The sequence below is a fragment of the Bacteroidales bacterium genome, from assembly GCA_016709865.1.
In the GTDB taxonomy this organism is placed as follows: Bacteria; Bacteroidota; Bacteroidia; order Bacteroidales; family VadinHA17; genus LD21.
The window spans coordinates 807,679-833,442 of sequence record JADJLX010000005.1; the positions used below are offsets into that span (position 1 = coordinate 807,679).

General features: G+C 39.7%; 21 protein-coding genes. 7 read left to right on the forward strand and 14 right to left on the reverse strand.

What is annotated here, in order from left to right; genetic code table 11:
* Nucleotides 1–5: 5 nt before the first annotated feature.
* The gene (locus IPJ16_12010; protein MBK7627893.1) at nt 6–836 is read right to left on the reverse strand and encodes an aminotransferase class IV; all 831 of its coding nucleotides are present in this window, start codon (nt 834–836) and stop codon (nt 6–8) included.
* Nucleotides 837–938: 102 nt separating this feature from the next.
* On the opposite strand from IPJ16_12010, the gene IPJ16_12015 reads away from it, so the two are divergent.
* The 3 genes from IPJ16_12015 (at nt 939) to IPJ16_12025 (ending at nt 4,461) form a co-directional block, all read left to right on the forward strand.
* Nucleotides 939–2,309, forward strand: coding sequence for a GIY-YIG nuclease family protein (locus IPJ16_12015; GenBank protein ID MBK7627894.1), 1,371 nt, complete (start codon nt 939–941; stop codon nt 2,307–2,309).
* Nucleotides 2,310–2,463: 154 nt separating this feature from the next.
* Complete coding sequence (locus tag IPJ16_12020; protein MBK7627895.1) at nt 2,464–3,114, forward strand: DUF47 family protein; 651 nt, start codon at nt 2,464–2,466, stop codon at nt 3,112–3,114.
* A 114-nt stretch (nt 3,115–3,228) separates the two neighbouring features.
* Nucleotides 3,229–4,461 carry an inorganic phosphate transporter gene (locus IPJ16_12025; protein MBK7627896.1) on the forward strand — a complete coding sequence of 411 codons (1,233 nt, stop codon included), beginning with the start codon at nt 3,229–3,231 and terminating at the stop codon, nt 4,459–4,461.
* A gap of 46 nt (nt 4,462–4,507) precedes the next feature.
* On the opposite strand, the gene IPJ16_12030 is transcribed toward IPJ16_12025, so the two are convergent.
* Nucleotides 4,508–6,136, reverse strand: a complete 1,629-nt coding sequence (locus IPJ16_12030) for a DUF4038 domain-containing protein (protein MBK7627897.1) — start codon at nt 6,134–6,136, stop codon at nt 4,508–4,510.
* 6 nt (nt 6,137–6,142) lie between these two features.
* Nucleotides 6,143–8,200, reverse strand: a complete 2,058-nt coding sequence (locus IPJ16_12035) for a dihydrofolate reductase (protein MBK7627898.1) — start codon at nt 8,198–8,200, stop codon at nt 6,143–6,145.
* A 56-nt stretch (nt 8,201–8,256) separates the two neighbouring features.
* On the opposite strand from IPJ16_12035, the gene IPJ16_12040 reads away from it, so the two are divergent.
* Both IPJ16_12040 and ggt read left to right on the forward strand, forming a co-directional pair.
* Nucleotides 8,257–8,964, forward strand: a complete 708-nt coding sequence (locus IPJ16_12040) for a DNA alkylation repair protein (protein MBK7627899.1) — start codon at nt 8,257–8,259, stop codon at nt 8,962–8,964.
* A gap of 41 nt (nt 8,965–9,005) precedes the next feature.
* A complete protein-coding gene (ggt, locus tag IPJ16_12045) occupies nt 9,006–10,694 on the forward strand; it encodes a gamma-glutamyltransferase (protein MBK7627900.1) in 1,689 nt (562 codons plus the stop codon).
* Nucleotides 10,695–10,797: 103 nt separating this feature from the next.
* Here the strand turns inward: ggt and IPJ16_12050 are convergent, their stop codons facing one another.
* The 10 genes from IPJ16_12050 to IPJ16_12095 form a co-directional block, all read right to left on the reverse strand.
* Nucleotides 10,798–11,544 carry an NADH:ubiquinone oxidoreductase gene (locus IPJ16_12050; protein ID MBK7627901.1) on the reverse strand — a complete coding sequence of 249 codons (747 nt, stop codon included), beginning with the start codon at nt 11,542–11,544 and terminating at the stop codon, nt 10,798–10,800.
* A gap of 23 nt (nt 11,545–11,567) precedes the next feature.
* A complete protein-coding gene (locus tag IPJ16_12055) occupies nt 11,568–13,067 on the reverse strand; it encodes an NADH-quinone oxidoreductase subunit C (GenBank protein ID MBK7627902.1) in 1,500 nt (499 codons plus the stop codon).
* A gap of 1 nt (nt 13,068) precedes the next feature.
* Complete coding sequence (locus IPJ16_12060) at nt 13,069–14,496, reverse strand: hypothetical protein (GenBank protein ID MBK7627903.1); 1,428 nt, start codon at nt 14,494–14,496, stop codon at nt 13,069–13,071.
* A gap of 12 nt (nt 14,497–14,508) precedes the next feature.
* A complete protein-coding gene (locus IPJ16_12065; GenBank protein MBK7627904.1) occupies nt 14,509–15,141 on the reverse strand; it encodes a hypothetical protein in 633 nt (210 codons plus the stop codon).
* 12 nt (nt 15,142–15,153) lie between these two features.
* The gene (locus tag IPJ16_12070) at nt 15,154–16,059 is read right to left on the reverse strand and encodes an NADH-quinone oxidoreductase subunit H (protein MBK7627905.1); all 906 of its coding nucleotides are present in this window, start codon (nt 16,057–16,059) and stop codon (nt 15,154–15,156) included.
* A gap of 1 nt (nt 16,060) precedes the next feature.
* On the reverse strand, nt 16,061–18,082 hold the full coding sequence (locus tag IPJ16_12075; GenBank protein ID MBK7627906.1) for a hypothetical protein: 2,022 nt from the start codon (nt 18,080–18,082) through the stop codon (nt 16,061–16,063).
* Nucleotides 18,079–20,103 (reverse strand): hypothetical protein, encoded by a 2,025-nt coding sequence (locus IPJ16_12080; protein MBK7627907.1) that lies wholly within the window; start codon nt 20,101–20,103, stop codon nt 18,079–18,081. Before IPJ16_12080 ends, IPJ16_12075 begins: the two co-directional genes overlap by 4 nt.
* Before the next feature lie 54 nt (nt 20,104–20,157).
* The gene (locus tag IPJ16_12085; protein MBK7627908.1) at nt 20,158–21,648 is read right to left on the reverse strand and encodes a Gfo/Idh/MocA family oxidoreductase; all 1,491 of its coding nucleotides are present in this window, start codon (nt 21,646–21,648) and stop codon (nt 20,158–20,160) included.
* Nucleotides 21,649–21,653: 5 nt separating this feature from the next.
* Nucleotides 21,654–21,878: a hypothetical protein gene (locus IPJ16_12090; GenBank protein MBK7627909.1), complete on the reverse strand. Its 225-nt coding sequence runs from the start codon at nt 21,876–21,878 to the stop codon at nt 21,654–21,656.
* A 107-nt stretch (nt 21,879–21,985) separates the two neighbouring features.
* Complete coding sequence (locus IPJ16_12095; GenBank protein MBK7627910.1) at nt 21,986–23,140, reverse strand: glycosyltransferase; 1,155 nt, start codon at nt 23,138–23,140, stop codon at nt 21,986–21,988.
* Between the two features lie 86 nt (nt 23,141–23,226).
* On the opposite strand from IPJ16_12095, the gene murB reads away from it, so the two are divergent.
* A complete protein-coding gene (gene murB / locus IPJ16_12100) occupies nt 23,227–24,246 on the forward strand; it encodes a UDP-N-acetylmuramate dehydrogenase (GenBank protein MBK7627911.1) in 1,020 nt (339 codons plus the stop codon).
* Here murB and mltG read toward each other — a convergent pair.
* Nucleotides 24,239–25,267, reverse strand: coding sequence for an endolytic transglycosylase MltG (gene mltG / locus IPJ16_12105; protein MBK7627912.1), 1,029 nt, complete (start codon nt 25,265–25,267; stop codon nt 24,239–24,241). The two genes, murB and mltG, sit on opposite strands and share 8 nt — an antisense overlap.
* Nucleotides 25,268–25,343: 76 nt before the next feature.
* Here mltG and IPJ16_12110 point away from each other — a divergent pair, with 76 nt between their 5' ends.
* The gene (locus IPJ16_12110) at nt 25,344–25,712 is read left to right on the forward strand and encodes a sulfite exporter TauE/SafE family protein (GenBank protein ID MBK7627913.1); all 369 of its coding nucleotides are present in this window, start codon (nt 25,344–25,346) and stop codon (nt 25,710–25,712) included.
* Nucleotides 25,713–25,764: the final 52 nt, after the last annotated feature.

Here is a 25,764-nt window from a genome sequence, read left to right on the forward strand (position 1 = left end):
GCGACTCAATATTCTGGTCTGAAATGCTTTATAGATTCTTCAGCTTTCTGAATATAAAGTCTTCGCAGTTTCTCCATTACAGGCAATTTTACATTAAAAACCACTTCATCAATGCAGCAATATGGAAGTACCATAGGCGATGTTCCGGTAATAAAAGCTGCATCATAACCGGAAAGAGAATTCGCATGTACACATTCAAATCTGACAATGATGTTATTCTCATTGCATATTTCAAGGATTTTTTTGCGTGTTATACCCCTTAGTATCAGGTCATCAGGAGCAGTTACAAGAGTATCATCCTTAACAAAAAAAACATTCGACCGGCTTCCCTCAGTTATCAGGTTATCAGCATTGACAAGTAATGCCTCATATGCGCCATCTTTACTAAGCCTGCTATTGATCTCAAGCCTGAGTTTATGATTGATTACCTTGGAATCAGGGTCTTTCCTTTCAGCCCTGAACAAAATACCTTTAACACCATTATTATATTGGATTACAGAAGGATATGAAGACTCAATAAAGTATACAAGCCAGTCAGAAGAACTGTTTTTATAATTGAACACTATCTTGATATTTACATCTTTATCTTTAAGTGAATGCGTAAGTTTTAATATACTTGTGGCAATTACCGGTATGTCAGCAAGCATCAGATTATTCTGGTTTCTGACACTCGAAATAAGCCTCTCCATATGATCAGCAAAGAAAAGAGGGCTTCCTTTCATAAGCCTGATAACTTCATAAATAGATTCACCTTCATAAACCATTGTGCTATCGAACAATTCTGCCGGCTGGAGTTCTCCGTTCAGAATGAAATATTTTCCGGAACATTCACGCATGTCAATGTATATAAAGTGAGTGAACAAAAATACAAACAATCGGGCAATCTGCCCCATTTCTGATTATATTCGTAACCGGTAACCGACACTCTATTTCAGCCAATGTATGCGATAATTGATATCGAGACCACAGGAGGAAGCGCAAGGATTGAAAAAATCACCGAAATAGCTATTTATCAGCACGATGGCACAAAAATTACAGGAGAATATTCAACTCTTGTCAATCCAGAGAGGAATATACCATACTTTATAACAAATCTTACCGGCATCACAAATGAAATGGTTGAGGATGCTCCCCGTTTTTATGAGATAGCCAGACAGATTGTTGAACTTACCGAGGGCAGGACTTTTGTAGCTCATAATGCACGTTTCGATTATTCATTCATACGCGAAGAGTTTAAGTCTCTGGGCTTTAATTATAAAAGGAGCCTTCTTGACACAGTAGCCCTCAGCCGGAAGCTTCTTCCCGGACACAAATCATATAGCCTTGGCAATATCTGCAAAGACCTGCGCATTTCAATTAATGGCCGCCACAGGGCTTCGGGAGATGCACTTGCTACTGTTAAGCTTTTCGAAATACTCATGAAGAGAGACAGGGAAATCAATGGAAGCAAGGCTGCTCTTATGAAGAACAAGAAACTCTCCAAACTTCATCCCGCACTTGATCCGGCTAAAATTGAAACTATACCTGAGGATCCGGGCGTTTATTATTTTTACAATGAAAAAGGAGATCTGATCTATATTGGAAAAAGCCGGAATCTGCAGCAAAGAATAAGCACTCACCTATCCAATAATACTACCAGCAAAGCCATGGAGATGAGAGATCAGATTGCAGACATTTCGTGGGAACCAACAGGAAGTGAACTTATCGCACTGCTTAAGGAATCATCTGAGATTAAGCTGAACAAGCCTGTATATAACAGAGCGCAAAGGAGAAGCGGGTTTCAGTGGGGCATATTCAGTTTCACCGATGAGAAAGGCTACATAAATTACCGATACGGACAGCTTAATAAGGAAGATATCCCTATTTCTGTTTTCACATCAAAAGAGAAGGCCAAATCAAAACTGACATCGCTTGTTGAATCGCTGGTTCTTTGCCAGAAGTTAGCCGGTTTGTATGACACTGAAGGACCGTGCTTTCATTTTCAGGTTGGCATTTGCAGAGGTGCCTGCTGCGACAGAGAGTCTGCCGAAGAGTATAATGAAAGGGCTTCGAAGGTAACAGACGAATTTATTTTTTCAAGACGTAACTTCTTTATAATCGACAAAGGGCGCGATGATGAAGAAAGATGTGCAGTTAAGATTGTAAACGGAAAGTATTCGGGATGGGGCTACTTTAATATAAATGAGATGGGATTCGGTCTTTCCGCTCTGCACGAGTGCATTAAAATTTCTCCTGACAATCACGATATTCAGGTGATACTAAAGCAATACCTAAGAAGCTTTAAAGTCGAAAAGATTATAGAATTCTGAAAAGGAAACATCTTTTTAACCACAAAGGAACACTAAGGTCACAAAGTCATATGTCATATATCCTATGTGTTCTTTGTGTAAAGCCTTTGTGTACTTTGTGGTTAATGGATTTCATTTTTTATATATTTGTTACAGGAACCTACAACTTCAGAATATGCCAGTATTTACAAGAACTACCAAGAACCTCATAATCAAGTTAGATGATTTTTTTGACAACATCGATTTAAGTCTTCTTGTATTCAAAGAAGCAGTAAAAGCATATCTGAAAAATGATATGACTTCATTTGCAAGACATCTACATAAGGCTGATTCACTTGAGAAGAATGCAGACAGACTCCAGCGTGAGATAGAAAATGACATGATAACTCATTCTATTCTGCCACAGCACAGAGGAGATGTAGTCCAATTGATCGAGCAGATTGATGAAATAATTGATGGAGTAAAAAGCACCCTTTATGAGTTCGATATAGAGATACCCGAAATACCTGAGAAACTGAGAAATGATTTTATTAACCTGGCAGAGGTCTCAGCAAGTGCCGGGGAAGAACTTGTCCCTGCAGCCCGTGCATATTTTAAAACTCCATATACAGTAAGGGAGAAACTTCTTAAGGTTTATTACTTTGAATCAGAGACTGATAAAGTTGCCTTTGACCTGAAAAAACAGATATTCCATCAGATGCCGGAACTTGAACTGGCACAGAAAGCACACCTCAGATACATAATACATCATATTGAGAAAATATCTGATCTCGCACAGAAAGCAGCTGATCTGTTATCGGCAATGGCAATAAAGATCGTAATGTAGGTACTGGGTACTGGGTACTGGGTACTGGGTACTGGGTGCTGGTTACCTAGGACCTGGTACCAAGCACCAAGCACCATTTAATAGAATGTAGAACTAAAAATATATGTTGAATATATGATCCTGCTCTTTTTAGTAAGCGGTCTGTTTCTCGGATGGTCACTCGGTGCCAACGACGCATCAAATGTATTTGGTTCTGCTGTAGGCTCAAAGATGATCTCATTCAGAAGAGCTGCAATAATTGCATCAGTTTTTGTAATACTGGGAGCAGTCATCCAGGGAGCAGGTGCATCAGATACACTGGGCAAACTTGGTGCTGTTAACGCTATTGGCGGTTCTTTTACTGTTGCCCTGGCAGCAGCTGTGACTGTTTATATGATGACCAAATTTGCACTTCCCGTTTCTACCACACAGGCTATTGTCGGAGCTATTATAGGCTGGAATTTCTTCACCGGAAACTCCACAGACACCAAAACTCTGTCGCAGATAGTAATTACATGGATTTCAGGACCAGTTATCGGAGCAGTTTTTGCTGTATTGCTATATATTCTTGTTAAGAAGTTTAAAAGGTCAGCTAAAATACATCTGATAAGATTTGAATCATATATCAAGACGGGTCTCATCATTGTTGGTGCTTTCGGGGCATACAGTCTGGGTGCCAATAATATAGCCAACGTAATGGGAGTTTTTATACCAGCCTTTAACCTCCAGGAACTTGACTTTGGCATTTTCAGCCTGAATTCCAATCAGCAGTTATTTTTAATCGGAGGTATAGCAATTGCCATCGGCATTCTTACCTACTCTAGGAAAGTTATGGAGACTATTGGAGGTAACATAGTTGAATTATCATCTGAAGCAGCACTGGTTGTTGTTCTGGCGGAATCTCTCGTTTTGTTTATATTCTCCTCCAGCAGCCTTTCCAACCTGTTTGTAAGAATAGGTCTCCCTCCTATCCCTATGGTGCCGGTCTCAAGCTCCCAGGTTGTTGTAGGATGTGTACTCGGTATAGGCCTTTACAAAGGTGCACAAAACATCAATTTCAGGATACTCGGTGAGATTGCTGTCGGATGGCTGGCAACACCTGTCATATCAGGCCTTTTGGCATTCTTCTCACTCTTCTTCATTAAGAATATCTTTGCTATCGATGTGGGTTCAGAAAAAGGTTTAACAACGAATACGGCAGGTATTGCTCAGACAACGGGAAGTGATGTATCAGGAGTTTTCAAATATCTTCTTTTCGGAATTTTGATATTTGGAACATTGCGAACGATCTACTTCCTGCTGCTGGAAAGAAAGAAGAGGAAAGACCTGAGAAAATCTGAAGAAAGATTCTGGATGAACATGAAGTAAAGGCACAGCGCACAGGGAACGGGGCACGGGGCACTATGCAGGAAGTTTAGTTCGCATCCAGAATTAGTAACATATCGGCATCAGTGGGAGAAGTGATTGTGATAATTCTACCATCATCAGATAATTTTCCGTCAGAATAACTATTCTTAACCGGGTCGAACCACTTTACTCTATATGAAACAGCAACCGGTTTGCGCAAATTAATTGTCTGCTTCACAGGCAGATAGGCGATAATTACTTTATTATCAGTTGATTTTACAACAGAAACAAAATGATTAAAAACCTTATCTCCCGGCTGTTCTGTCAACAAATCCTGAGCCGGGTACAAATCCCACCATTCAAACTTCTTTATGAACTCTATAAGATAGCCCATCTGAATTGAACCCGGAAAATTCACACTTACGTCCCAGGTTGAAGTACCAGGAGCATCAGCATGATTCAATATTTTCTCGCCTTCCCTCAGCCATGGCCAGATCCCGTTAGCGCCATATGTCAATCCGGCAATTGGCGTCGCAAACAGACTCCAGTAACCTGCATTTCGAACATCTTTGTCTGTTATTCGAAATCCTATCTGCTCATAATTTGGTTCGAGGTTAATCAGAGGTCTGGCAGGAAGCTGTGACCACATTGTGCTCATCGGTCCTTTTGTTATCCAGTTAACAGTTCCCTCAGCGTTACTATGACTGCTCTGGTATCCGATAATGTCAAGCCAGGGCTCATCCTTATATACCTCACCTATCCAGGATCTCCCGCAGGGATGTTGTGCTACAACACCCTGATGTGTTCCATCAAATACAGCTCTTCCTATTGTTTTCCATCGTTGTTCATAAGTCCCGGTATAAATTCCATCTCCTCCCAGCAACCAGACTACCTGATTACCACCATATCTGGCAACAATATATTTCGCCAGCAAAATAGCCTGATCATCGGGAAGATAGTAACCCGGACTTAATTCCCTTCCGCTCCCGTTTTGTAAAGCCCACAGAATAACCGGTGCGGCAACCAATCCAAATTCATTAATCCTGTCGATTCTTTCATCTATCAATCTGAAAAATTCCGGATTAACCCTGATTCTACCACTTCCTTCAAATGCGACCAGCCCTTCACTGCTTTTATCACAACCTCTCCATTGTGTTGTAACAAGCTGAATTACATTGTAATTGTTTTCAACGCGTTGTTTCAGGTACTGATCCCACTCATCTTTTGTTGACTTTAATGCCCCGTTCCATGCAGTACATGCCATGTAGAAAAAGGGAGTACCATCAGAATAGGTTAGGAAATACCTGCCGGCCGGACTAATTATTGAGCCACGTTTAAAAATTTCATGTACTCCAGAATTTTCTTTACATAAAAAAGATCCTTTCTGATTGCTAAGTCCTGAGTTTTTTGGATCCGAACATTTAGTTTCAAATGTCCACAGACCAGTCTCATCAGGCATTAACCTTGCTTTCCATTTTGCACCACCGTCCCAAAAAGCATTTATAGTTTTAATTCTGCCTGTCGGAGATTTAAAATTTACCTCCATCTGTTTCAGATCCTGAACCGGATTTTCATAATTTACTGTACTGGAAAAATCCAATTCATATTTCATCCATTGAAATGCATCCGTTAGTTGTGCTGATAATAAAACAGGTAAAACAATGAACAAACAGAACAGATAAATTTTTTTGATCATTTGACATCAGTTTTTAACCGGAAGGAAGGAATAATTTTTTCCATAATACATCATCTGACCAAGGTAATCATCTGTATATTCAACGATTACATCAATAATTTTTCCATTCGGGTCATACACTGCAGACAACATTGGATTAACAAATCCGGTATACGGAGCCAGGTTAAGTTTTGCATATCGTTCAAGAATTTCGGTATGCAGGGATTGATTTATCTTAACTCCGAAGTCCTCAATTATTTTTTTACCTGCTTCAAAGTCTCCTTCTGATTTGACACGCTGGATCTCTTTCAGAAGCTCTCCAAACAGATTCTGCACTTTCTTGTAATCATTTATCTTTGCATAGGTCTTACCATCGCGCGAAACAAATTCCACTACATTCTCTGCTTTTCCTTTTTCATAAACCCAATGCGAAATTGCTGACCTGCAGCGCATATGAGCCTGCTCAATATCTTTTCCGGGTTTAATTCTCACTATCTGAGTCAACAGTCCGTTTCTCAGGTAAGAGTCATAAGCTGCTTTGGCTGCATCTTCATTTGGGAGCAGACCAAGTTCAACTACTTTCTTATCCATCATATAGTAGAGAGCAAAAAGATCTGCGCGGGCTTCTTCGAGAGGTGATGCATAATTTTTAAGAGCATTTGGATCGGTACCATCAGCGAGCTTGCCACTGGCGTGTCCCACACATTCATGAAGGTCAGTATGCAAGGCATCACCAATTGTTCCATATTTCTTAATCCTGTCAACTTCAGTCTGATCGAATGCAAATTCCTCGAGGAAACCGTTGCCCTGAGATGCAACATCATAAGCGTTAGTAATATTTGCAAGTGTAACCGACTTTGAACCAACCTCTTTTCTAATCCAGTCAGCATTAGGAAGATTAATACCAAGTGGTGAAGCGGGATAACAATCACCTCCTAACATTGCTATATTTATAACTTTTGCAGCAACCCCTGTTACCTTTTCCTTCCTGTACTGAGGCTGTATAGGAGAGTTATCTTCAAACCACTGAGCATTTTCTGTTATAATTTTTGTGCGTTTGGTTGCTTCAATATCTGTGTAATCAACAATTGCTTCCCAGGTAGCTTTCATACCCATGGGATCTTCATAAGTTTCTATGAATCCATTGATATAGTCAACCATCTGATCGCTGTTATTAGCCCAGGCTACATTATACTCATCCCATTTTTTCAGGTCTCCTGACCTATAATAATCGATAAGCAACCCTAGCTCCTTTTTCTGCATTTCATTTTCAGCAACTGTAATAGCCTTTTCGAGCCATACAATAATATTATCGATTGCAGAACCATACTTGCCTCCGGATTTATAGACCTCTTCAGTTACTTTTCCATTTGTCTTAACAACTTTTGAGTTCAGTCCAAGAGAAACAGGCCTTGGATCATTGGGTACAACTTTCTTGGCATAGAATTCCTCTACTTCTTTCTGTGTAACGCCTTCATAAAAATTAGTCGCTGATTCTGCAACCATATCTTTTCCTTCCCTCTGTTCAACTTTCCGGGGAAACAGATTCTCATCAAAAAGTACCGGAGTAAGCTCAGCTATAAGTTTTTCACTTGTCTCGCCCTCATAAAGAGGCAATAATTCCTGATTGGCACCATTAACAAGGCTTGCAAAGAATTCCTTAGAAAAACCTGGCTTAAACTTATCGCTTGAATAATGATGATGAATACCATTTGCAAAGAATACTTTCTTTGAATAGACAATAAAAGCCTTATAATCAGAAGATTCTTTATCGCCGTTATATCCATCAATAATTGCTTCCAGAGTCTTTCGTATCTTCAGGTTATACCGGAAGTTCTGATCCCATAGCATATCCCGTCCTGCCAATGCAGCCTGACTCAGATAAAAAACATATTCTTTCTGCTGAAGAGTAAGTGATTCAAAAGCAGGCAGTTTGTATTTCAATACTCTTATATCATCGAACTGCTCAACAAAGTATTTAAAATCATCAACAGCTTCAATAGCAGGCTGTGAAGTATTCTTGCACGCATTATTGCTTATTATAATCATAACCATTAAACTAAGAATTTTATAAAATGTTTTCATGATGGTGTATATTTGTTAAATATGAAGATGCTAAATTATCAAAAAGATTGCTAATCATGAATAAAATTATTGAGAACCTGAGATCTGAGCTGAAACAGAATGCTGATGAAAAAACGAGAATTTCCGGTGAAAGGTTCTTTAAAGAAAATGTCAGGCTATATGGAATAAGAACTGCCACAGTGACCAGTATCGGCAGGGAGCATTTCAAAAATTTATCAGATAAAAGCAAATCAAGTGTATTCCGGCTATGTGAAGAATTATGGAAATCCGGTATGATAGAAGAATCATTTATTGCCTGTAACTGGTCATATTATGTACATAAACTATATGAACATACTGATTTTGAGATATTTGAAAAATGGGTGAATAAATATATTAATAACTGGGCATCGTGCGATACATTCTGCAACCACACTGTTGGAGATTTTATTGTAATGTACCCCTCCTATTTGTCAGGATTGAAAAGATGGGCAAAATCAGAAAACCGCTGGATGAAGCGTGCCTCTGCAGTGTCGCTGATTGTACCGGCACGAAAAGGGAAATTCCTTACTGATATTTTCGAGATAGCGGATATTTTGCATTCAGACAAAGATGATATGGTACAAAAAGGCTATGGATGGATGCTCAAATCGGCCAGTCAGGCTCATCAGAAAGAGGTATTTGATTATGTTGTAAGTAAAAAGGCCACAATGCCAAGAACTTCTCTGCGATATGCCATTGAAAAAATGCCGGCTGAATTAAAAGCTATTGCCATGACAAAATAGTAAGAGCTGTTTCTTACCTTTGCTACTATAAAAATTAATAAATGAGAAAATTCACATCCCTGATATTTGCTTTGATCATTTCAGTTTCCACCTTCGCGCAGGACAGGATAACCGGACGTGATTTTGCAACCCGATCTGAGGTGATTGCACGCAACGGCATGGCTGCAACAAGCCAGCCTCTCGCAACACAGGCAGCACTCGACATCCTAAAGAAAGGCGGAAATGCCATTGACGCAGCAATTGCAGCTAACGCTGTTCTGGGAGTAGTAGAACCGACAGGTTCAGGTATTGGCGGCGATCTATTTGCAATAATCTGGAGCGCCGAGAAAAACAAACTATACGGACTTAATGCCAGCGGAAAATCTCCAAGGTCGCTAAAGCTTGAGTATTTTCAGGACAATGGTTACGAATTCATCCCATCATACGGACCGCTTCCTGTTTCTGTACCCGGATGTGTCGACGGTTGGTATGAAATGCACGATATGTTTGGCAAGCTGCCAATGAAGGATCTTCTTCAGCCTGCTATTGTCTATGCAAGAGAGGGATTCCCTGTTACTGAGGTTATTGCTTATTATCTCGATAAAGGAACTGAAATCCTCCAGGAATTTCCTAATATAAAAGAGGTTTATATGCCGAAAGGTAAAGCTCCCGCAAAAGGAGAGGTTTTTAAGAACCCATTGCTTGCCAATACACTTGAGAAGATAGCAAAAGGAGGAAGAAATGAGTTCTACAGAGGTTCTATAGCCCGCGACATTGATGCTTTCATGAAAAAACAGGGAGGTTTTCTTACATATGAGGATTTATCGCGTCATCACTCTGAATGGGTGGAACCTGTAAATACAACATACAGAGGATTTGATGTATGGGAACTTCCTCCAAATGGTCAGGGAATAGCTGCCCTTCAAATACTGAACATACTTGAAGGATTTGATATTGCTGAGATGGGTTTCGGTTCTGCAGAGTACGTCCATACATTTACTGAAGCTAAAAAGCTGGCATTTGAGGATCGGGCAAAATACTATGCTGATCCGGTCTTTGCCTTAACACCTGTTTCACAGCTTATCTCAAAAAAATATGCTACTGAACGACGCAAACTTATTGATCCTGAGAAAGCTGCTAAAGTATATGAATCAGGAAAGATTGAAGCCGGGAATACAATTTATCTTACCGTAGCTGATAAATTTGGCAATATGGTATCTCTAATTCAGAGTAACTACAGGGGAATGGGTTCTGGAATGTGTCCTACCGGTCTAGGATTCGTTTTACAGGACAGAGGTGAAATGTTCACACTTGAGCAGGGTCATAATAATATGTACGCCCCGGGAAAAAGACCATTCCATACCATTATTCCGGCATTTATTACAAAGAACGGAAAGCCATGGATCAGTTTTGGAGTGATGGGTGGTGATATGCAGCCGCAGGGACACGCACAGATAGTTGTTAACCTTATTGATTTTAAAATGAATCTCCAGGAGGCAGGAGATGCTCCGAGGATTCATCATATAGGATCATCCGAGCCAACTGGACAAAGAATGACAGATGGTGGTATTCTTCTTCTTGAAAGCGGATTCCGCACAGAGGTAATACAGAATCTGATGTCGAAAGGTCATACCATTCAGTGGGACCTTGGCGGCTACGGAGGATACCAGGCGATAATGTGGGATGATAAGAACAAAGTCTGGTTCGGAGCTTCGGAGTCGCGGAAGGACGGACAAGCAGCTGGGTATTAGCGGCCAATGCCCCCTTGCCCCCTAAAGGGGGTTTGTCACTGCAATCAACTGAATTTCAAGTATATGTACGAATTTAGCCCCTTTTCAGGGGGGTTGGGGGGCATTAAATCCCCAACAAATCAGCCACTCCGTTTATGAATGCCAGCGGATGTACCGGGTTTCCAGGGACATACAGGTCGATATGATTCTTTTCAATAAAGCTTCTGTCTATGGCAGCACTTCCCGCAAATATTCCTCCGCTTATAGCATCAGTTCCTGCAAGTATGATAATCTTGGGAGAAGGTGTGGCATCATATGTCATCTGTAAGGGGCCGGCCATATTCTTTGAAATTGGTCCTGTTATTACGATGCCGTCGGCATGACGGGGTGATGCAACAAACTCAATACCATAACGACCCATATCAAAATTCACATTGCCGCAGGCATTCAACTCCAGCTCGCAGCTGTTGTCTCCGGCTGCCGAAACCTGCCTCAGTTTAAGAGATCCGCCAAAAAGTTTGTGTATCTCCTTTCTTATAATCTCAGGATTAAGTGTAACAGATACATTTATTCCTTCTTTTATTATGAGCCGGTTTCGTTCATTTGTTGCCATCCTGTAATCAGTTGTAAACCTCACCTTACCGGGAAATAGTCGTACACATTCGCTGCAAAAAGTACACTTACCAAGATCTATTGAAACAGGGGCTGCTGTAATTGCCCCGGTAGGACAACAATTAATCAGAGCTTTCTCATCTACTTTTGCGAGACTGATTTCAGGACGTCCCGTGAATATTCCGGGGACTCTGGCCTTACGCAGATCAGGTATAAATTGTTTTCCCTGATGATATAATATTTTGACTGTCTTTAACATAGATATTCAGTTTTCAGTTATTATTAAAGATCATGGCCGCAATATGAGAGATCAAAGCTCTTATTACTTACCGGAAAGTCCGAAATCTCGTTATTTCGAACTGCCAGTGCCAGAGCCAGCCAGTTATGAAATGAAGGATCTTTCACTTTATAAATTAACAATTCACCATTTTCATCAGTGATGGCAGCATGACAGATCTCCCCTCTCCAGCCCTCTGTGAGTGAAATTCCAAAAGTCGAAGGCTTAAGAACGGGGTCAATTCTGCCGGATGTTGCTGATTCAGGTATCTTCTTCAGCATAGTCCTTATATATCCAATTGACTGGAGAACCTCCTCCTTTCTGATCTGTACTCTTGAATAGACATCGCCATGATGTTTTATTACCGGAATATGATTTAAAGAAGAATAAATACCGTAAGGATGAGATGCTCTAATATCACGATCAAGTGTATGCATCCTGGCCGACATTCCCACTGTGCCGATCGACAACAACTGTTCGTACTTTAACATTCCGGTTCTCTCGAAACGGGAAAGAGTACTGGGCAGCCTGGAAATATCGGCGCACATTTCGATAAAATCAGGTTCAAATGCATCAAGTATTTCAATGAGTCTGCCAGCAAGTTCACGATTAAAAGGGAAAGGATTATAACCTGCTCTTATTAAGCCTTTTGAAAGACGGTTACCGCACCATTCCTGGAAGAAGTTAATAATCGGGGTACGAAGTCTTCCGAAAACGGAACTCCCAAGCTGGTAAGCCACATCAGTACAGATTCCGCTTAGATCACCGGTATGAATAGCAATTCGTTCAATTTCCTGAGCTAGTGTTCGTGAAAACAGTGTCTCTTCATCCTGAACAATCCCGCCAAGGCTTTCCCATAAGTACGAGAAAGCAGTTGTATGACCAATGACGCTGTCACCGGCAATCGACTCAGCAAGTGTTGTTCGTTCAATTAGTTTTTTTCTGTCAAGAAATAACTGTTCAACTCCCCTGTGCTGATAACCAAGCTGAATTTCAAGGTGAAGGATCTGTTCCCCGTTGCATACGAATCTGAAATGGCCGGGCTCAATAATTCCTGCATGAACAGGTCCTACTCCTACCTCATGAAGCTCTTCACTTCCTATTGAGAAAAAGGGATAACCGGAAATTACTGATGACCGGTCGGCACGATTTTCAGGATAACGCACAGGCTTCAACCAGGGATGATCGGTATATCCAATACCAAAATTCTCATGAATTTCACGTTCGAATTTTTCAAAAGAGATATTTCTGGCAGAAAAGGAGTTTAATACTGATTCCTTCTTCACTACTGAAGATGAGATCATTATTGTATGCTGAAGATCATCAGCTATGCAGCAGATAAGATGCACAGAATCCTTTTCCCTGTATCCGAAATACAAAACGCAGTGCCGCTCAGGATGATTATCTGTCAAAGCGATCATCATGTCAAGAAACTGAGAATACTCCATCACTGGTATTGTTCCTGATGGAACAGACTGGTTATTACTTATTGTTATATAACTCATCTCAATTCGGTAATATTTTAATTGCGTCTTTAATCAGTTCTACAAAAACTGTTGGCGGATTTAGTCCAAGCCAGATAGCTGTAAACATCAGTGCATATTGAGTTACAGATTCCCATGGACTGATTTTAGGTATTTTTGTTTCATCAATTCCGGCAACTGGGAGGAACAGCATTTTAAGGATATTTTTCCCAAAAGCCCAGATGACAATTGTAAGCAGCAATAATACGACAACAAGAAGTATTATATGGTTTCCTTCAAAAAGTGACCGGAAAATCAGAAATTCACTCACAAAAAGTCCTGAAGGAGGCATTGCGGTTGCGCTTATGAAACCAAGCAATAATACAATGGCACCTGCAGGATTGTACTTAAAATAATTACCTACATGCAGAATGCTTTTGCTCTGAAATGTTCTGTATAACTGGTTAAACTGAAAGAAGAGACCTGATTTCACAAATGCGTGCAGTACTATATGAAGAATGGCAGCATAATAGCCAACTCCGCCTGCGGCAAGGCCAAGCATTACAATCCCCATATGTTCAATACCTGAGTATGCAAACATTCGTTTAATGTTAGTAACCTTTGTCATATAAACAGTGGCTACAAAGATTGAGAGGGAGGCAGCAATAAATATTATCAGGTTAGCCCAGTGAAACAGAGATGTGTTTGCAACAATTGCATAGAATCTGAAAATTCCTACAAAACCAAGATTCATCAGAACACTTGCAAGCAGAGCTCCTGCCGGAGCAGGGGCCTTGTCTTTGGCGTCAATACCAGCGGTATACATTGGAACCAATCCAAGTTTAGCAGTAAAACCGGTGAAGATAAACAGAAATGCAAGTCTCAGCCAGAATGGATTAAGCTGATCTCTGTATGTCATCAGGTTACTGAAAGAAAGATCACTTGAACCTGCATGCTGCAGTGAGAGACTAAGGAACAGTATCCCTATAAATACAAATGTAATACTAATGGCACAAATGAATACATATTTCCAGGTTCCCTCCAGTGCAAGCTTATTTCTGTGATGATAAATCAGCATTGAGGCAGAGAGAGTCGTTAGCTCAGTAAATATCCAAATTACAGCAATATGATTGGCAAGATATGCCATTGTAATTGAGGCTATCAGCAATACCATTGCTGCGAAATAAATAGCCCTCGACTGGGGTGTTTCGTTGTGCCGCTTAATATAAAGGTAGCTGTGAAACAACGCCGGAAGAGTTATAATACTCAATGTGATGAGAAGTAACAAACCCAAAGAATCAAATGTAAAGTATTCAAGGGCGGTGTTTTTATAGCTGTAACAGGCAAAGAGAGTAAATCCGGTTTGAAGTAACCCGAATAAGATAACCAGAATATAGTTAACCTTTTCATTCCTGTTTGCAAAAAGCAAACCTGCAATCACAAAGGCGGCAATAAAATAGATCGCGGTCATTATTTCTTTTTATTAATAGTCTTTCAAATTACTAAGCTGGTCAACATCAACATCTTTAAACACATCGCCTATCTTATTTAGGAATATTCCCAGAATAAGTACACTGGCAAAAACATCAAGCATGATGCCCAGGTTCACCAGATTTGGCATTTCATTTCCCACTGCAAGCGAAAGAACAAAAACTCCATTCTCGATCATCAGATAGCCCATGACATGAGTAATAATTTTCTTTCTTGAAGCAATGAAATAGAGACCTGTGAAAAGTGTTGATAATGAAACAATAAAGAATATTTTATCAAGCTTTGTATCCTGAATTGAATTGGCAAGGAGTACAGTTATTACCACAATCATTGTTATTATTATCAGCGATATAAAATGAGGAAGATAGGGCTCAGTCTCACGCGTTATTTTATTACGTTTTATAAGATATCCAAGGAAAACAGGTACCGCAATTGCTTTGAAAATTATTGTCTCAAGCAGGATTAGAACGAGATTCCATGTCTGGATATCCTGTAACTGAAGAAATGTTACTCCGAAGAGAATGAATCCCTGCAGAGACAGAACCCTTACGTAAGTAACAATCCTGTTGGCAATTGAGACATACAGCAGGCTGATAATAAAAATGATCAATAATACGTTTGTCATCTCCCAAATATTTTAAACAAATTTTTCCAAAACAAGCAGTACTCCTAAAAATATCAGAAAGCTCACTGATGATAGCGCCAGGATAAACTGGGCGTTATGGCTCATTCTGAATCGGGCCATAAATGATTCAATAAGACCAACCATAACTGCAAACAATAACTGAATAAGAAGAAATACCGGAACAGCCCATATTAAGCTTAGTCCACCGATAAAAAACCCGGCAATAATTGCTCCATACATAGCAAATTTCAGGTATCCGGCAGTGAGTATCAGACCAAGGTCAAATCCGCTGTTATCGAGTATCATAACCTCGTGTACCATTGTAAGTTCCAGATGTGTCCGTGGATCGTCGACAGGCATTCGGCTATTCTCAATCATTGCAATCATCAGAAGAACGAAAGCAGCCATTGCCCCAAGCATATATGTAATAGAAGTTCCAAGATGGAGAGTAGAAAAAATCTCATAGAATGATGTATTCCCCGTTAGCAGGGCAAAAGAACCTATAAGAATAAAAAAAGCAGGTTCGGCAAACATTGAATAGAGAGCCTCCCGGCTTGCCCCCATTCCCTCAAAACTGCTTCCGGTATCCATTGCGGAGATTATACTGAAGAATTTACCCAGAGCCAGAATATAGGCGAAGAAAATAAAATCTCCGTCAAAACTTACTATGCCTTTATACGGACCAAAAGGTATTACGAGGCAGGCCATCAGAACAGAAGAAAAGTATATTACAGGTGCTATTTTGAAAATAACACTTGTTGTCTCACTGTAAACCGACCCTTTCCTGAATAACCTAATTACATCTTTTACAGGCTGCATTATGCCAGGGCCTTTTCGTCCCGAAGCAATGCTTTTAGTTCGTATTATAACGCCTGTGAAAAAGAGACTTACGAACAGTATAAGTAATATGCTTATCATTTTATAAATTGTTTAAAAAATGAAGTATCGTCAAAATCTTTTCAAAAATCAGCGGAATGGTAAGTACCGCAGTTATAAATATTATTCCATACAGTATATATCTCTGAAGCTGGCCGTTCTGCAGAAAGAGAAAGAGATTGGTAATTTTCTCAATCAGCTTAAGCGGATAATCTATAAAGAAATGCTCGATTTTATCATATGAGTCGGTTTTAAAATGCTTTTCACCTGGGAACACCTCTGATATTTCGATCTCTTTCTTATCTATTTCGAGTAAAGGCTTTGCAAGTTTCGAATAGCTTCTTACAAAAGAGGATGCAGTATACTGAATCTTACTTCCGGTATTGCTATAACCGCAGCCCCATGTTGGACCTGTTTCAATTACTTTTTTAGCGGAGAAGTATTTTCTGATCAGCAGAATAAGAATTATTAACAGGATAAATCCGAAAAAGATCCAGTTAACTGTTCGCAGTGAGTCTATTGCACCAACCTTAATAAGATTCAGATTAAATATGATATGATGTGTGAATAAATTAACAGGAGACTGAAGGATATTTATAAAGAATGAAGGAAATAAACCAATAACTATCATCAGTGTCACTGTCAGGTACATAGGAAATAACTGCCAGAATCCTGTCTCATGGATCTCGGGAACAGAACTATCCCGCTGTGTTCCAAGAAATACAATACTGAACGCTTTTGTAAAGCACAACATTGCAAGCCCTCCGATAAAAACCAGTCCCCCGACTGAAAAAACTATTCCAAGCAGTGACAGAAGATTTGCGCTGTAAAGCCAATTATACAATCCGCCATAAATTATGAACTCGGAACTAAAGCCGTTCAACGGGGGCAATCCGCATATTGCAATTGCAGCTATAAGAAACAATATTGATGTATGAGGCATCTTCTTAATTATACCTCCAAGCTTTTCAATATTCACAGTATGAGCTGCCTGTAAGACATTTCCTGCACTATAAAAGAGCAATGATTTGAACAGGGAATGATTAAGCGTGTGAAGCAGTGCTCCCGAAAAACCTAGTATTGCCATCCACTTATTTACCGAACCCAAACCAATGCATCCGACACCAATTCCAATACCTATTATTCCAATGTTTTCGATACTGTGATAAGCAAGAAGTTTCTTAAGGTCGTGCTGTATCGTTGCCAGCATTACACCATAGATCCCGGTAATAATCGAAATGAAGAGAATAAAATAACCTATTGTTGTATAATCAGTTTTAATAAGAAGTAACATTCTTAAAATCCCATAAATCCCGATCTTGATAACAACTCCTGACATGATACCTGATACATGTGAAGGTGCAGCAGGATGGGCATACGGAAGCCAGGTATGAAATGGAACAAAGCCAGCTTTTATTGCAAATCCAATGAAAAAGCAGAGAAAAAGTGCCGTTCCGGCGAGTGTTGACTGCTGATTTGTGAATGAGACAATAGCATCAAAACTGTAATTGTCTGTCTTAAAAGCTACATAAATAAATCCAAGCATTATGAATACAATACTGACATGTGATTGAACCAAAAAGTTGATACCAGCCTTAATAGTGTCAGGTTTATGATGGTCGAATATAACAAGTACGAACATTGAGATCGCCATTATCTCCCAGAGAAGCAAAAAAATGAAACCATTCTGAACAGAACAGATTCCAAGCAAGGTAAAATGAGCCAATACGAAAGCTATACAATGTAGTGTAATATCACTCTTCCTTTCACTATATCTTTTCATATAGTTAAAACCATAGATAGCACCTGTAACTATCGTGAAATTGATCGTTAATATGAACCAGGCAGATAAGGCATCGATCTTTAAAAGTACCTTTCCGAAAAGATCTGTCCCTGAAAAATATAATTCGTATGCCGGGCCGGTTAAGGCTCCAATTGCGATATATGAACTTATTGATGCTATTATTGCGATGGTGGATAATGCAATAATCCCCTTAACTTTTGAATTAAAAAAGAGTATAGAAAATAGTGCTGCAAAAACAATAATAAGCAGAAAGTTAATCACTGCCACAGATTTAATATAGTTCCAATAAAAATCACCAGTATAAATACAATACCATAAATAACATAAGCCTGAATCCTGCCATTCTGTATAAACTGAAACAGATTTATGAAGCGCGTCAAAAGCAGAACGACAGAATCTATTATTTTGTTTTCAATGATATCGAGGTAGAATGAGCGGTATTTCCTCGGTTCGGGAAAGGTCTCTTCCCGTGTTATTTCAGTATAGCCTTTTTTCTCAATAATCATAAAATTAAGAAGCTTACCGAATGATTTGGAAAAAGATTTACCGGTATACTGCATTTTAGGATCGGGAACGGGATAACCACAACCCCAGGTTGAAGAATATTCTTCTTTCCTGTCTCTGATTAAAGCTTTTCTCAGAATAAACACAAAAGCAATTATCAGTAAGAAAAGGAAGGAGGCGAGACTTATGTTCTTCATAACCCCTGTATATGACGAAAGACTTGCAACATCGAACAGCGCATCGTGCAGAAGGCTTGTGTTTAGCATTGTACCAAGAAGATTAATAAAATAACCCGGAACAAATGCAATTATAAGCATTACAGCTACAATTATGTATTGAGGCAACATCATAAGGAAAGAGACTTCCGTTGGTTCATGCTTTAGTTTCTGCCTGGGTGATCCCAGGAATATTGTACCGTAGGTTTTTGTAAAGGTCAGGATAGATACACCACCAATAACACTCAGTCCTGCAAAAGTAAGTATCATAAGAGTGATCTGAGAGATACCTGCAGAATCAATTCCTTTGAGTATACCGCAATAGATCATAAACTCCGATATAAATCCATTCAAGGGAGGAATGCCCCCAATGGCAACAGATCCTATCAGAAAGAAGGCAGCACTCTTAGGCATACTCTTAATCAATCCGCCAAGCTTATCCATGTCACGGGTATGAGTCTGTCTGTAAACAGATCCTGCAGAAAAGAAAAGAAGCGATTTAAAAAGCGAATGATTAAGAACATGAAGCAGGGCTCCTCCGAAACCCAGGAAGCTGAGCAGAGTCTGACCGGTGGATAAACCTATCATCCCCAGGCCGATACCAATGCCGATGATACCTATATTCTCAATTGTGCAGTATGCAAGCAGCTTCTTAAAATCTCTGTGGACAGCTGCATTGCCTATACCATAAAGTCCTGTTATAAGAGATAACGTAAGTATTATTTCACCAATTATAAGAAAATCTGATTTCAGGTATGTTATCACTCTGAAAATCCCATAAATACCCATTTTTACAATTACACCCGACATAACTCCTGAGATATGTGAAGGAGCTGCAGGATGAGCAAGAGGCAACCAGGTATGAAGGCCAAGAAAACCAGATTTCAGTCCGAATCCTGCAAAGAAAACCAGGAAGAGCCAGATATTAATTTCAGTGCCAAAATATTCATTGATGCCTTTGAAATCAAATGTCCCGGTTTTAAAATAGACCCATATGAATGCTACTGTTAAGAAAATAACACTGATATGCATCTGTACCAGATAGTTGATACCGGCTTTAAGAACCTTTGGATTTGTATAGTCAAACAGGACAAGAAGAAGTGACGAGAGCGACATTACTTCCCAGGCGGCAATAAATGCGATACTGTGCTGAACCATGCACACAAGTACCATCGAAGACTGGAAAATAATATATAACATCCAGTGGAAGGATATTACTGACGGCTCTACAGGAGAAGATTTAAGATATCCTGCACCATATAGTACACCGGTAAAAGATGTGAGATTTACAATCAGGATAAACCATGAAGCCAATGCATCTACCCTCAGAGGAATATCACCGAAGAATGAACCGCCATTCAGTATGTACTCCACACCGCTTCCGTTAAATCCAAGAATTGCAATATACCCTGTCAGCAAGGACACCAGGGATACTGCTGTAATACTGATAATTGGTTTAATTCTTACAGGAACAAACGGTATGGATATTATTCCTGTTAATAAGACTATTGCATATACTTTGAATAGAAGACCAATTAACTCACTGCCCTCATAAACCATCATTCTTTAATTAGTTCAACCTGTTTCAGAACAGACTGCAAAGTAAATAAAAAATGTTTACTTCACATTAAGCTGCATCTCTTCCTTCGCTTCAACAACTTCAAGAACTTTTGTTGTCCCGCCGGTCTCAAGATTTATTCCGTGAGGTTTGTTTGTCTTCCAGGAACCGCCTGTGAAATCAGGTACATCGATTGACTGCGATCTGTTGGCAACAGACCATTCACTCAAAGGTGCAACAGAGCTCCACAGTGCTCCGTCGTATACATCCTGATCAAGAGGTAATCCGTTTCTCAGACAATCTATTGTTCGCCAGTCCATGATAAAATCCATGCCACCATGACCACCTACTTTTTTGGCCAGGTCACCTACCCTTTTTACAATTTCAGGTGTGTATTTGTCCCATATTGCCTGCATATCTTCATCTTTTGTCCATCTTTCGCCAAGTGCTATCATTTGTTTAGGATACTTTACAGCCATTCCCTGGGTACCTTTAACAAGGTGAATTCTTGAATAAGGCTGCTCAGATGACACGTCATGCTGTACCATTATAGTCTTGCCAAGAGTTGTCCTGATAAGGGTTGTATTCATATTTCCCCTGAATTTTGAGTCTTTCCATTCAGCATAGAATGGGTCGTTGGCTGAAAGCAGTTTCTCATTCGGACCCATTGTAAAATCGTTTGTTGAAAATGATGAAAGATACTCCATCATATCCCCCCTGTTGATGTTCAACACCTGGCAGATAGGCCCTAAACCATGTGTCGGATAAAGATTACCGTTACGTGTTGCGTTCTCCTTCAGCCTCCACATTCCTGTGTATGCTCCATCTGTTTGTCTGTCATCTATCGGCTTCTTGAAATTATAACCCATAAGGTTGTGATTATAAGCACCTTCACCGTGAATAATATCACCAAACATACCATTCCGGGCCATGTTTAATGTTAGAAGTTCAAAGAAATCATAACAGCAGTTCTCAAGCATCATACAATGCTTTTTGGTCCTCTCTGAGGTTTCAACAAGCTGCCATGCTTCATCTATAGTCCGGGCTATCGGAACCTCACAACAGGTATGCTTTCCGTTCTCCATGGCGGAAACAGCCATCGGAGTATGCCAGATCCATGGCGTACAGATATATATCAGATCAAGATCAGGCAGTTCCACAAGTTTTTTCCAGGCATTATCATCACCGGAAAACTCAAGTGCCGCAGGCCTTCCAATACTTTTAAGATACTTCTGCGATCCGTCAACGGCAACTTTTCTGAGATCTGCAAGAGCTTTTATTTCAACACCTTCTATGAATGACAATCTTTCAACAGCACCTGAACCTCTGTCGCCCAGACCAATAACTCCAACTCTTACAGTTGAGAGAGCGGGGGCAGCATAACCCGACATATTAAACTTCTGTGAATGAGATTTCTTTACTGATTCAAGTATCACTGACAGGTTAGATACAGGCTCTTTTGGAGCGCAGCTGGTTATTAAACCTGAGGTCATTGCACCGGCTCCGGCGAATGTTGCTGTTTTTAAGAAATTACGGCGATTGGTTGTCATATCAATTAATTTTGTTGTTTTTTCTCCCTAAACTTAACTATAATATCTTTAATAATACTACCTGCAAGGTATCCAAAAGCAGTTCCCCAGATCGTACTCAGGTACCATTTTGATTTAATCGGGCATGTTCCTGACTCGCAACCAATGAACCTCCAGTAAAGAAATCCGCCAAGTGCCCCGACAAATGTGAAAATTATTAAGAAATAGTGTTTTTTGATAAAGTCTTTCATAATAAAAATATTTCAGGCGAAGATAGGAAAAATTGTCTTGCGGTCTTGCAGTCTTGTGGTCTTGCAGTCGTGCAGTCAGACCAGGATTTGATTTAGCCCTTGAGCCTTTAAGCCACTGCGCCTTTGAGCCCTAAAATCTCCTTATACAATTTTGTAACAATTTCGCTTTCAGTCTCCCAGTTAAGTTTCTGTGACGCGATTACAGCATTTTTTTGCAGAAGTGATAGTTTATCAGGATTGGACAGAAGTTCATTTAATGCTTCTGAGATTTTGTGAGAAGTAACTTCGGAAATTATTATGCCGCAATTATTCTCTGAGATTATTTTACTTACTTCCGGAAGGTCCCCGGCAATAACCGGAATGCCTGCAGAGAGGTAATCAAATAGTTTGTTTGGGAGACTGAATGCATAATTCAGATTATTGTTTTTATCAAGACTTAGTCCGGCATCAGCCGATTTAGTATACTTCATCAACTCTGTCCATGGCAGTTTGTCTATAAACCTGACTCTTTCTCCCAATTTTAGCTCCCGCACCTTCGATTTAAGAGTATCGAGGGCATCGCCTGATCCGATTATTAATAATGTAACATTTTGAGTAAGGGATATAGCATCAATTAGTTCATCCCCTCCTCTTGAAACATTTATTCCTGTCCCCTGATAAACAAGCAAAAGATGATCAGTCGGTATACCAATTTCACTTCTTAAAATGGGCTTAATGCTGCTGGTATTATGTGAACAATTTCTCACTGTCAGAGGTCTGATACCATATTCAATCTTATATGTATCTGCAATCGAATCACTTACAGTTATTACATACTTCAATTTAGGGAATATTGATTTTTCAATGCTCTTCCAGATCCATCTTACAAAGGGTCTGTTCTGAAGCTCCGGCACGCCGGTGAAGTATTCGTGAGAATCATAAACAAGAGGTAACCCTTTTAGTTTCGAGATAATGTAATTCGGCAATAAAGTATCAAGATCGTTAGCTACCAGAATATCAAACTTATTAAATAACAGATAGATAAACAGCCTGATATTAAACCATTTATAAAACAAAAATCCTCTCCTGAAAAGCATTCCGAATCGTTTTGTTCTGAAAGGAACAGAATCGGAATCGCAGCATATTCCCTTTTTTCGTCCAACAATAGTTATGTCACAATTCAGACTACTTACTGTATTTGCCATTTTCAGAACACGCTGATCGAAGCAGATGCAGTTTGTAACAGAGAAAACTATCCGGCTATTCTTTGACGTCAGGTTCATTTTGTAAAAGTACAAATATCCATGAGAACGGTAGAAAAGGTGAAAGGGAGAATGGGAGAAAATATCTACTTTTACATAAAAAAGGAATGCTTATCTGTAAGAATATTTCGCTGAAGAAGTATAATACCTTTGGTCTGGATTATAAAGCTGAATGCCTTATTCGTTTAAGCAGCATACGCAGTGCTGCATCACTCCTCCAAGAAGAAAATATACTGAAAAAGCCGTTACTGGTAATAGGAAGCGGTAGTAATTTACTTTTTACCGAGGATTTTAAAGGAACCTTGATCAGACCTGAATTCCGGGGAATAAAAGTTGAAAAGGAAGCCGGAGATAGCGTTCTGATCTCAGCAGGTGCAGGGGTTAAGTGGGACAAATTAGTAGAATGGTCAGTTAGTCGCAGATATGGCGGACTTGAAAACCTGTCGCTGATTCCGGGAACAGCCGGAGCATCTGCCGTGCAAAATATAGGAGCGTATGGTGCAGAGGTCGGGAATGTAATTGAAAAAGTTAAGGCAATTTCAATTGAAGATGGCACCCTGACTGATTTCAGCAATTCTGACTGCAGCTTCGGTTACAGAAACAGTATCTTCAAAAGTGAGCTAAAAGGTAAATACCTGATTACCAAAGTGTATTATAGACTGACTATCAATCCATTACTAAAAGTTGATTACGGATCACTTTATGATGAGATTAAAAAACTCGGAGAGCCCTCATTATTAAATGTAAGAGATGCTGTGATCAATATAAGAAGAAGCAAACTTCCTGATCCTGATCTCATCGGAAATGCAGGCAGCTTCTTCAAAAATGCCGTTGTCGAAGAGGCACTTGCAATGAACCTGTTACAAAAGTTTCCTGATATACCACATTATGATGACAGGCCAGGTTTCAAAAAACTCGCAGCCGGCTGGATGATTGAAAAATGTGGCTGGAAGGGAAAAAAGCTTGGTGATGCAGGCGTTCACGACAAACAGGCACTGGTTATTGTAAATTACGGAAAAGCTACAGGAAAAGAAATCTATGATCTCTCTGAATTAATAAGGAAATCAGTAAATGATAAGTTCGGAGTAAACCTCGAGCGTGAGGTGGAAGTAATAGGCACTATTTGAAGATTTTCCTTCTGTTCAACTCCTTCTGATAAAGGGCAGCATACCTGTTATGCTCGGATAGAGTTCTGGAGAAATTATGGTACCCCGAAAAATCCGCTTTTGCTGCGAAAAAGAGGTAGTCATGTTTTTCAGCATTCAGTACTGCATCAAGTCCGTCCTTTGAAGGGCAGCCGATTGGTCCGGGCGGGAATCCATTATGCCGGTAAGTATTATATGGAGAATCAACAATCAGATGTTTCTTAAGCACCCTTGTGATAGTAAAGTCATTAAGTGCGAACTTAATTGTAGGACAAGCCTGAAGCGGAATTCCTCGTTTCAGTCTGTTCAGATAGACACCTGCGATTCGTGGTTTCTCATCTTTCTTAGCCACCTCATCGTCGATTATTGAAGCCAGGATAGCAACCTCAACAGGACTGAGATTCTTTTCCTTTGCCTTACTTAATCTTTCCTCGTTCCAGAATTTTCTGTACTCCTTCAGCATTCTTTCATAGAATTCCATGGGATCAGTGTTCCAGTAGAACTCATAAGTATCGGGAATGAACAGGGCGATTATGTTTTCACTTTTAAAGCCATCTTTTGCATAGTTCGATTCTTCAGAAAAGTAGCTAACAAGTTGTGCCGAGTCTGTCTCTATCTGCCTGCCAATCTTACCTGCAATCTGATTAAGGCTTCTTACATTATTAAAAGTCACCTTAACAGGTTCCTGCCTGCCTGATCTTAGGAGATTAACTAATCCAACATAGCTGATGTCAGAATCAATCGCATATCGCCCGGGCTTTATTAATTCAGGATACTTCTTTTTAACTGCAACCCACTCAAAAAGTTTAGGTTTTTTAATATCAAGATTTGAATAAAGTGTATCAAGTACACTATTATAAGATGAACCTGTAGGGATATATAAATACTTAACATTTTCAGAATGGATTACCTTTCCAAAAAGAGCCTTGTAAACTATAAAACCTGCAGCTAAAAACAGTATAACCGCAGTTATTAAAGAGAATAGAATTATCTTTTTATTCATTGTCAATGAATGAGAGCGCAAAATTAGGGATATTTAATAAATTTGCATCACTGAAGAAAAACTTATCTAGATGAAAATGACAACATCAATGCTACTGATTCTGATAGTAATAGGTATCATCACTGGTATTATGGCAGGAATGCTTGGTATCGGTGGTGCAATAATAATGATCCCGGCCCTGGTTTTTTTCCTGGGGACAAGTCAGCAGATGGCTCAGGGTACAAGTATAGCTGTCATGTTGCCCCCGATAGGTATTCTGGCTGCTTACAACTACTATAAGGCAGGACATGTAAATATCACATTTGCTATTGTACTGGCAGTCTGTTTCCTGGTTGGTTCCTATTTCGGTTCCAAATGGGCCCTGACCATACCTCAGGCAATGCTGAAAAAAATATTCGGGGTACTCCTATTGCTGGTAGCAATTAAGATGCTTTTCTCAAAATGAGATTTAGTTAAGAAAGAAATCCATTAACCACTAAGGACACAAAGGATACTCA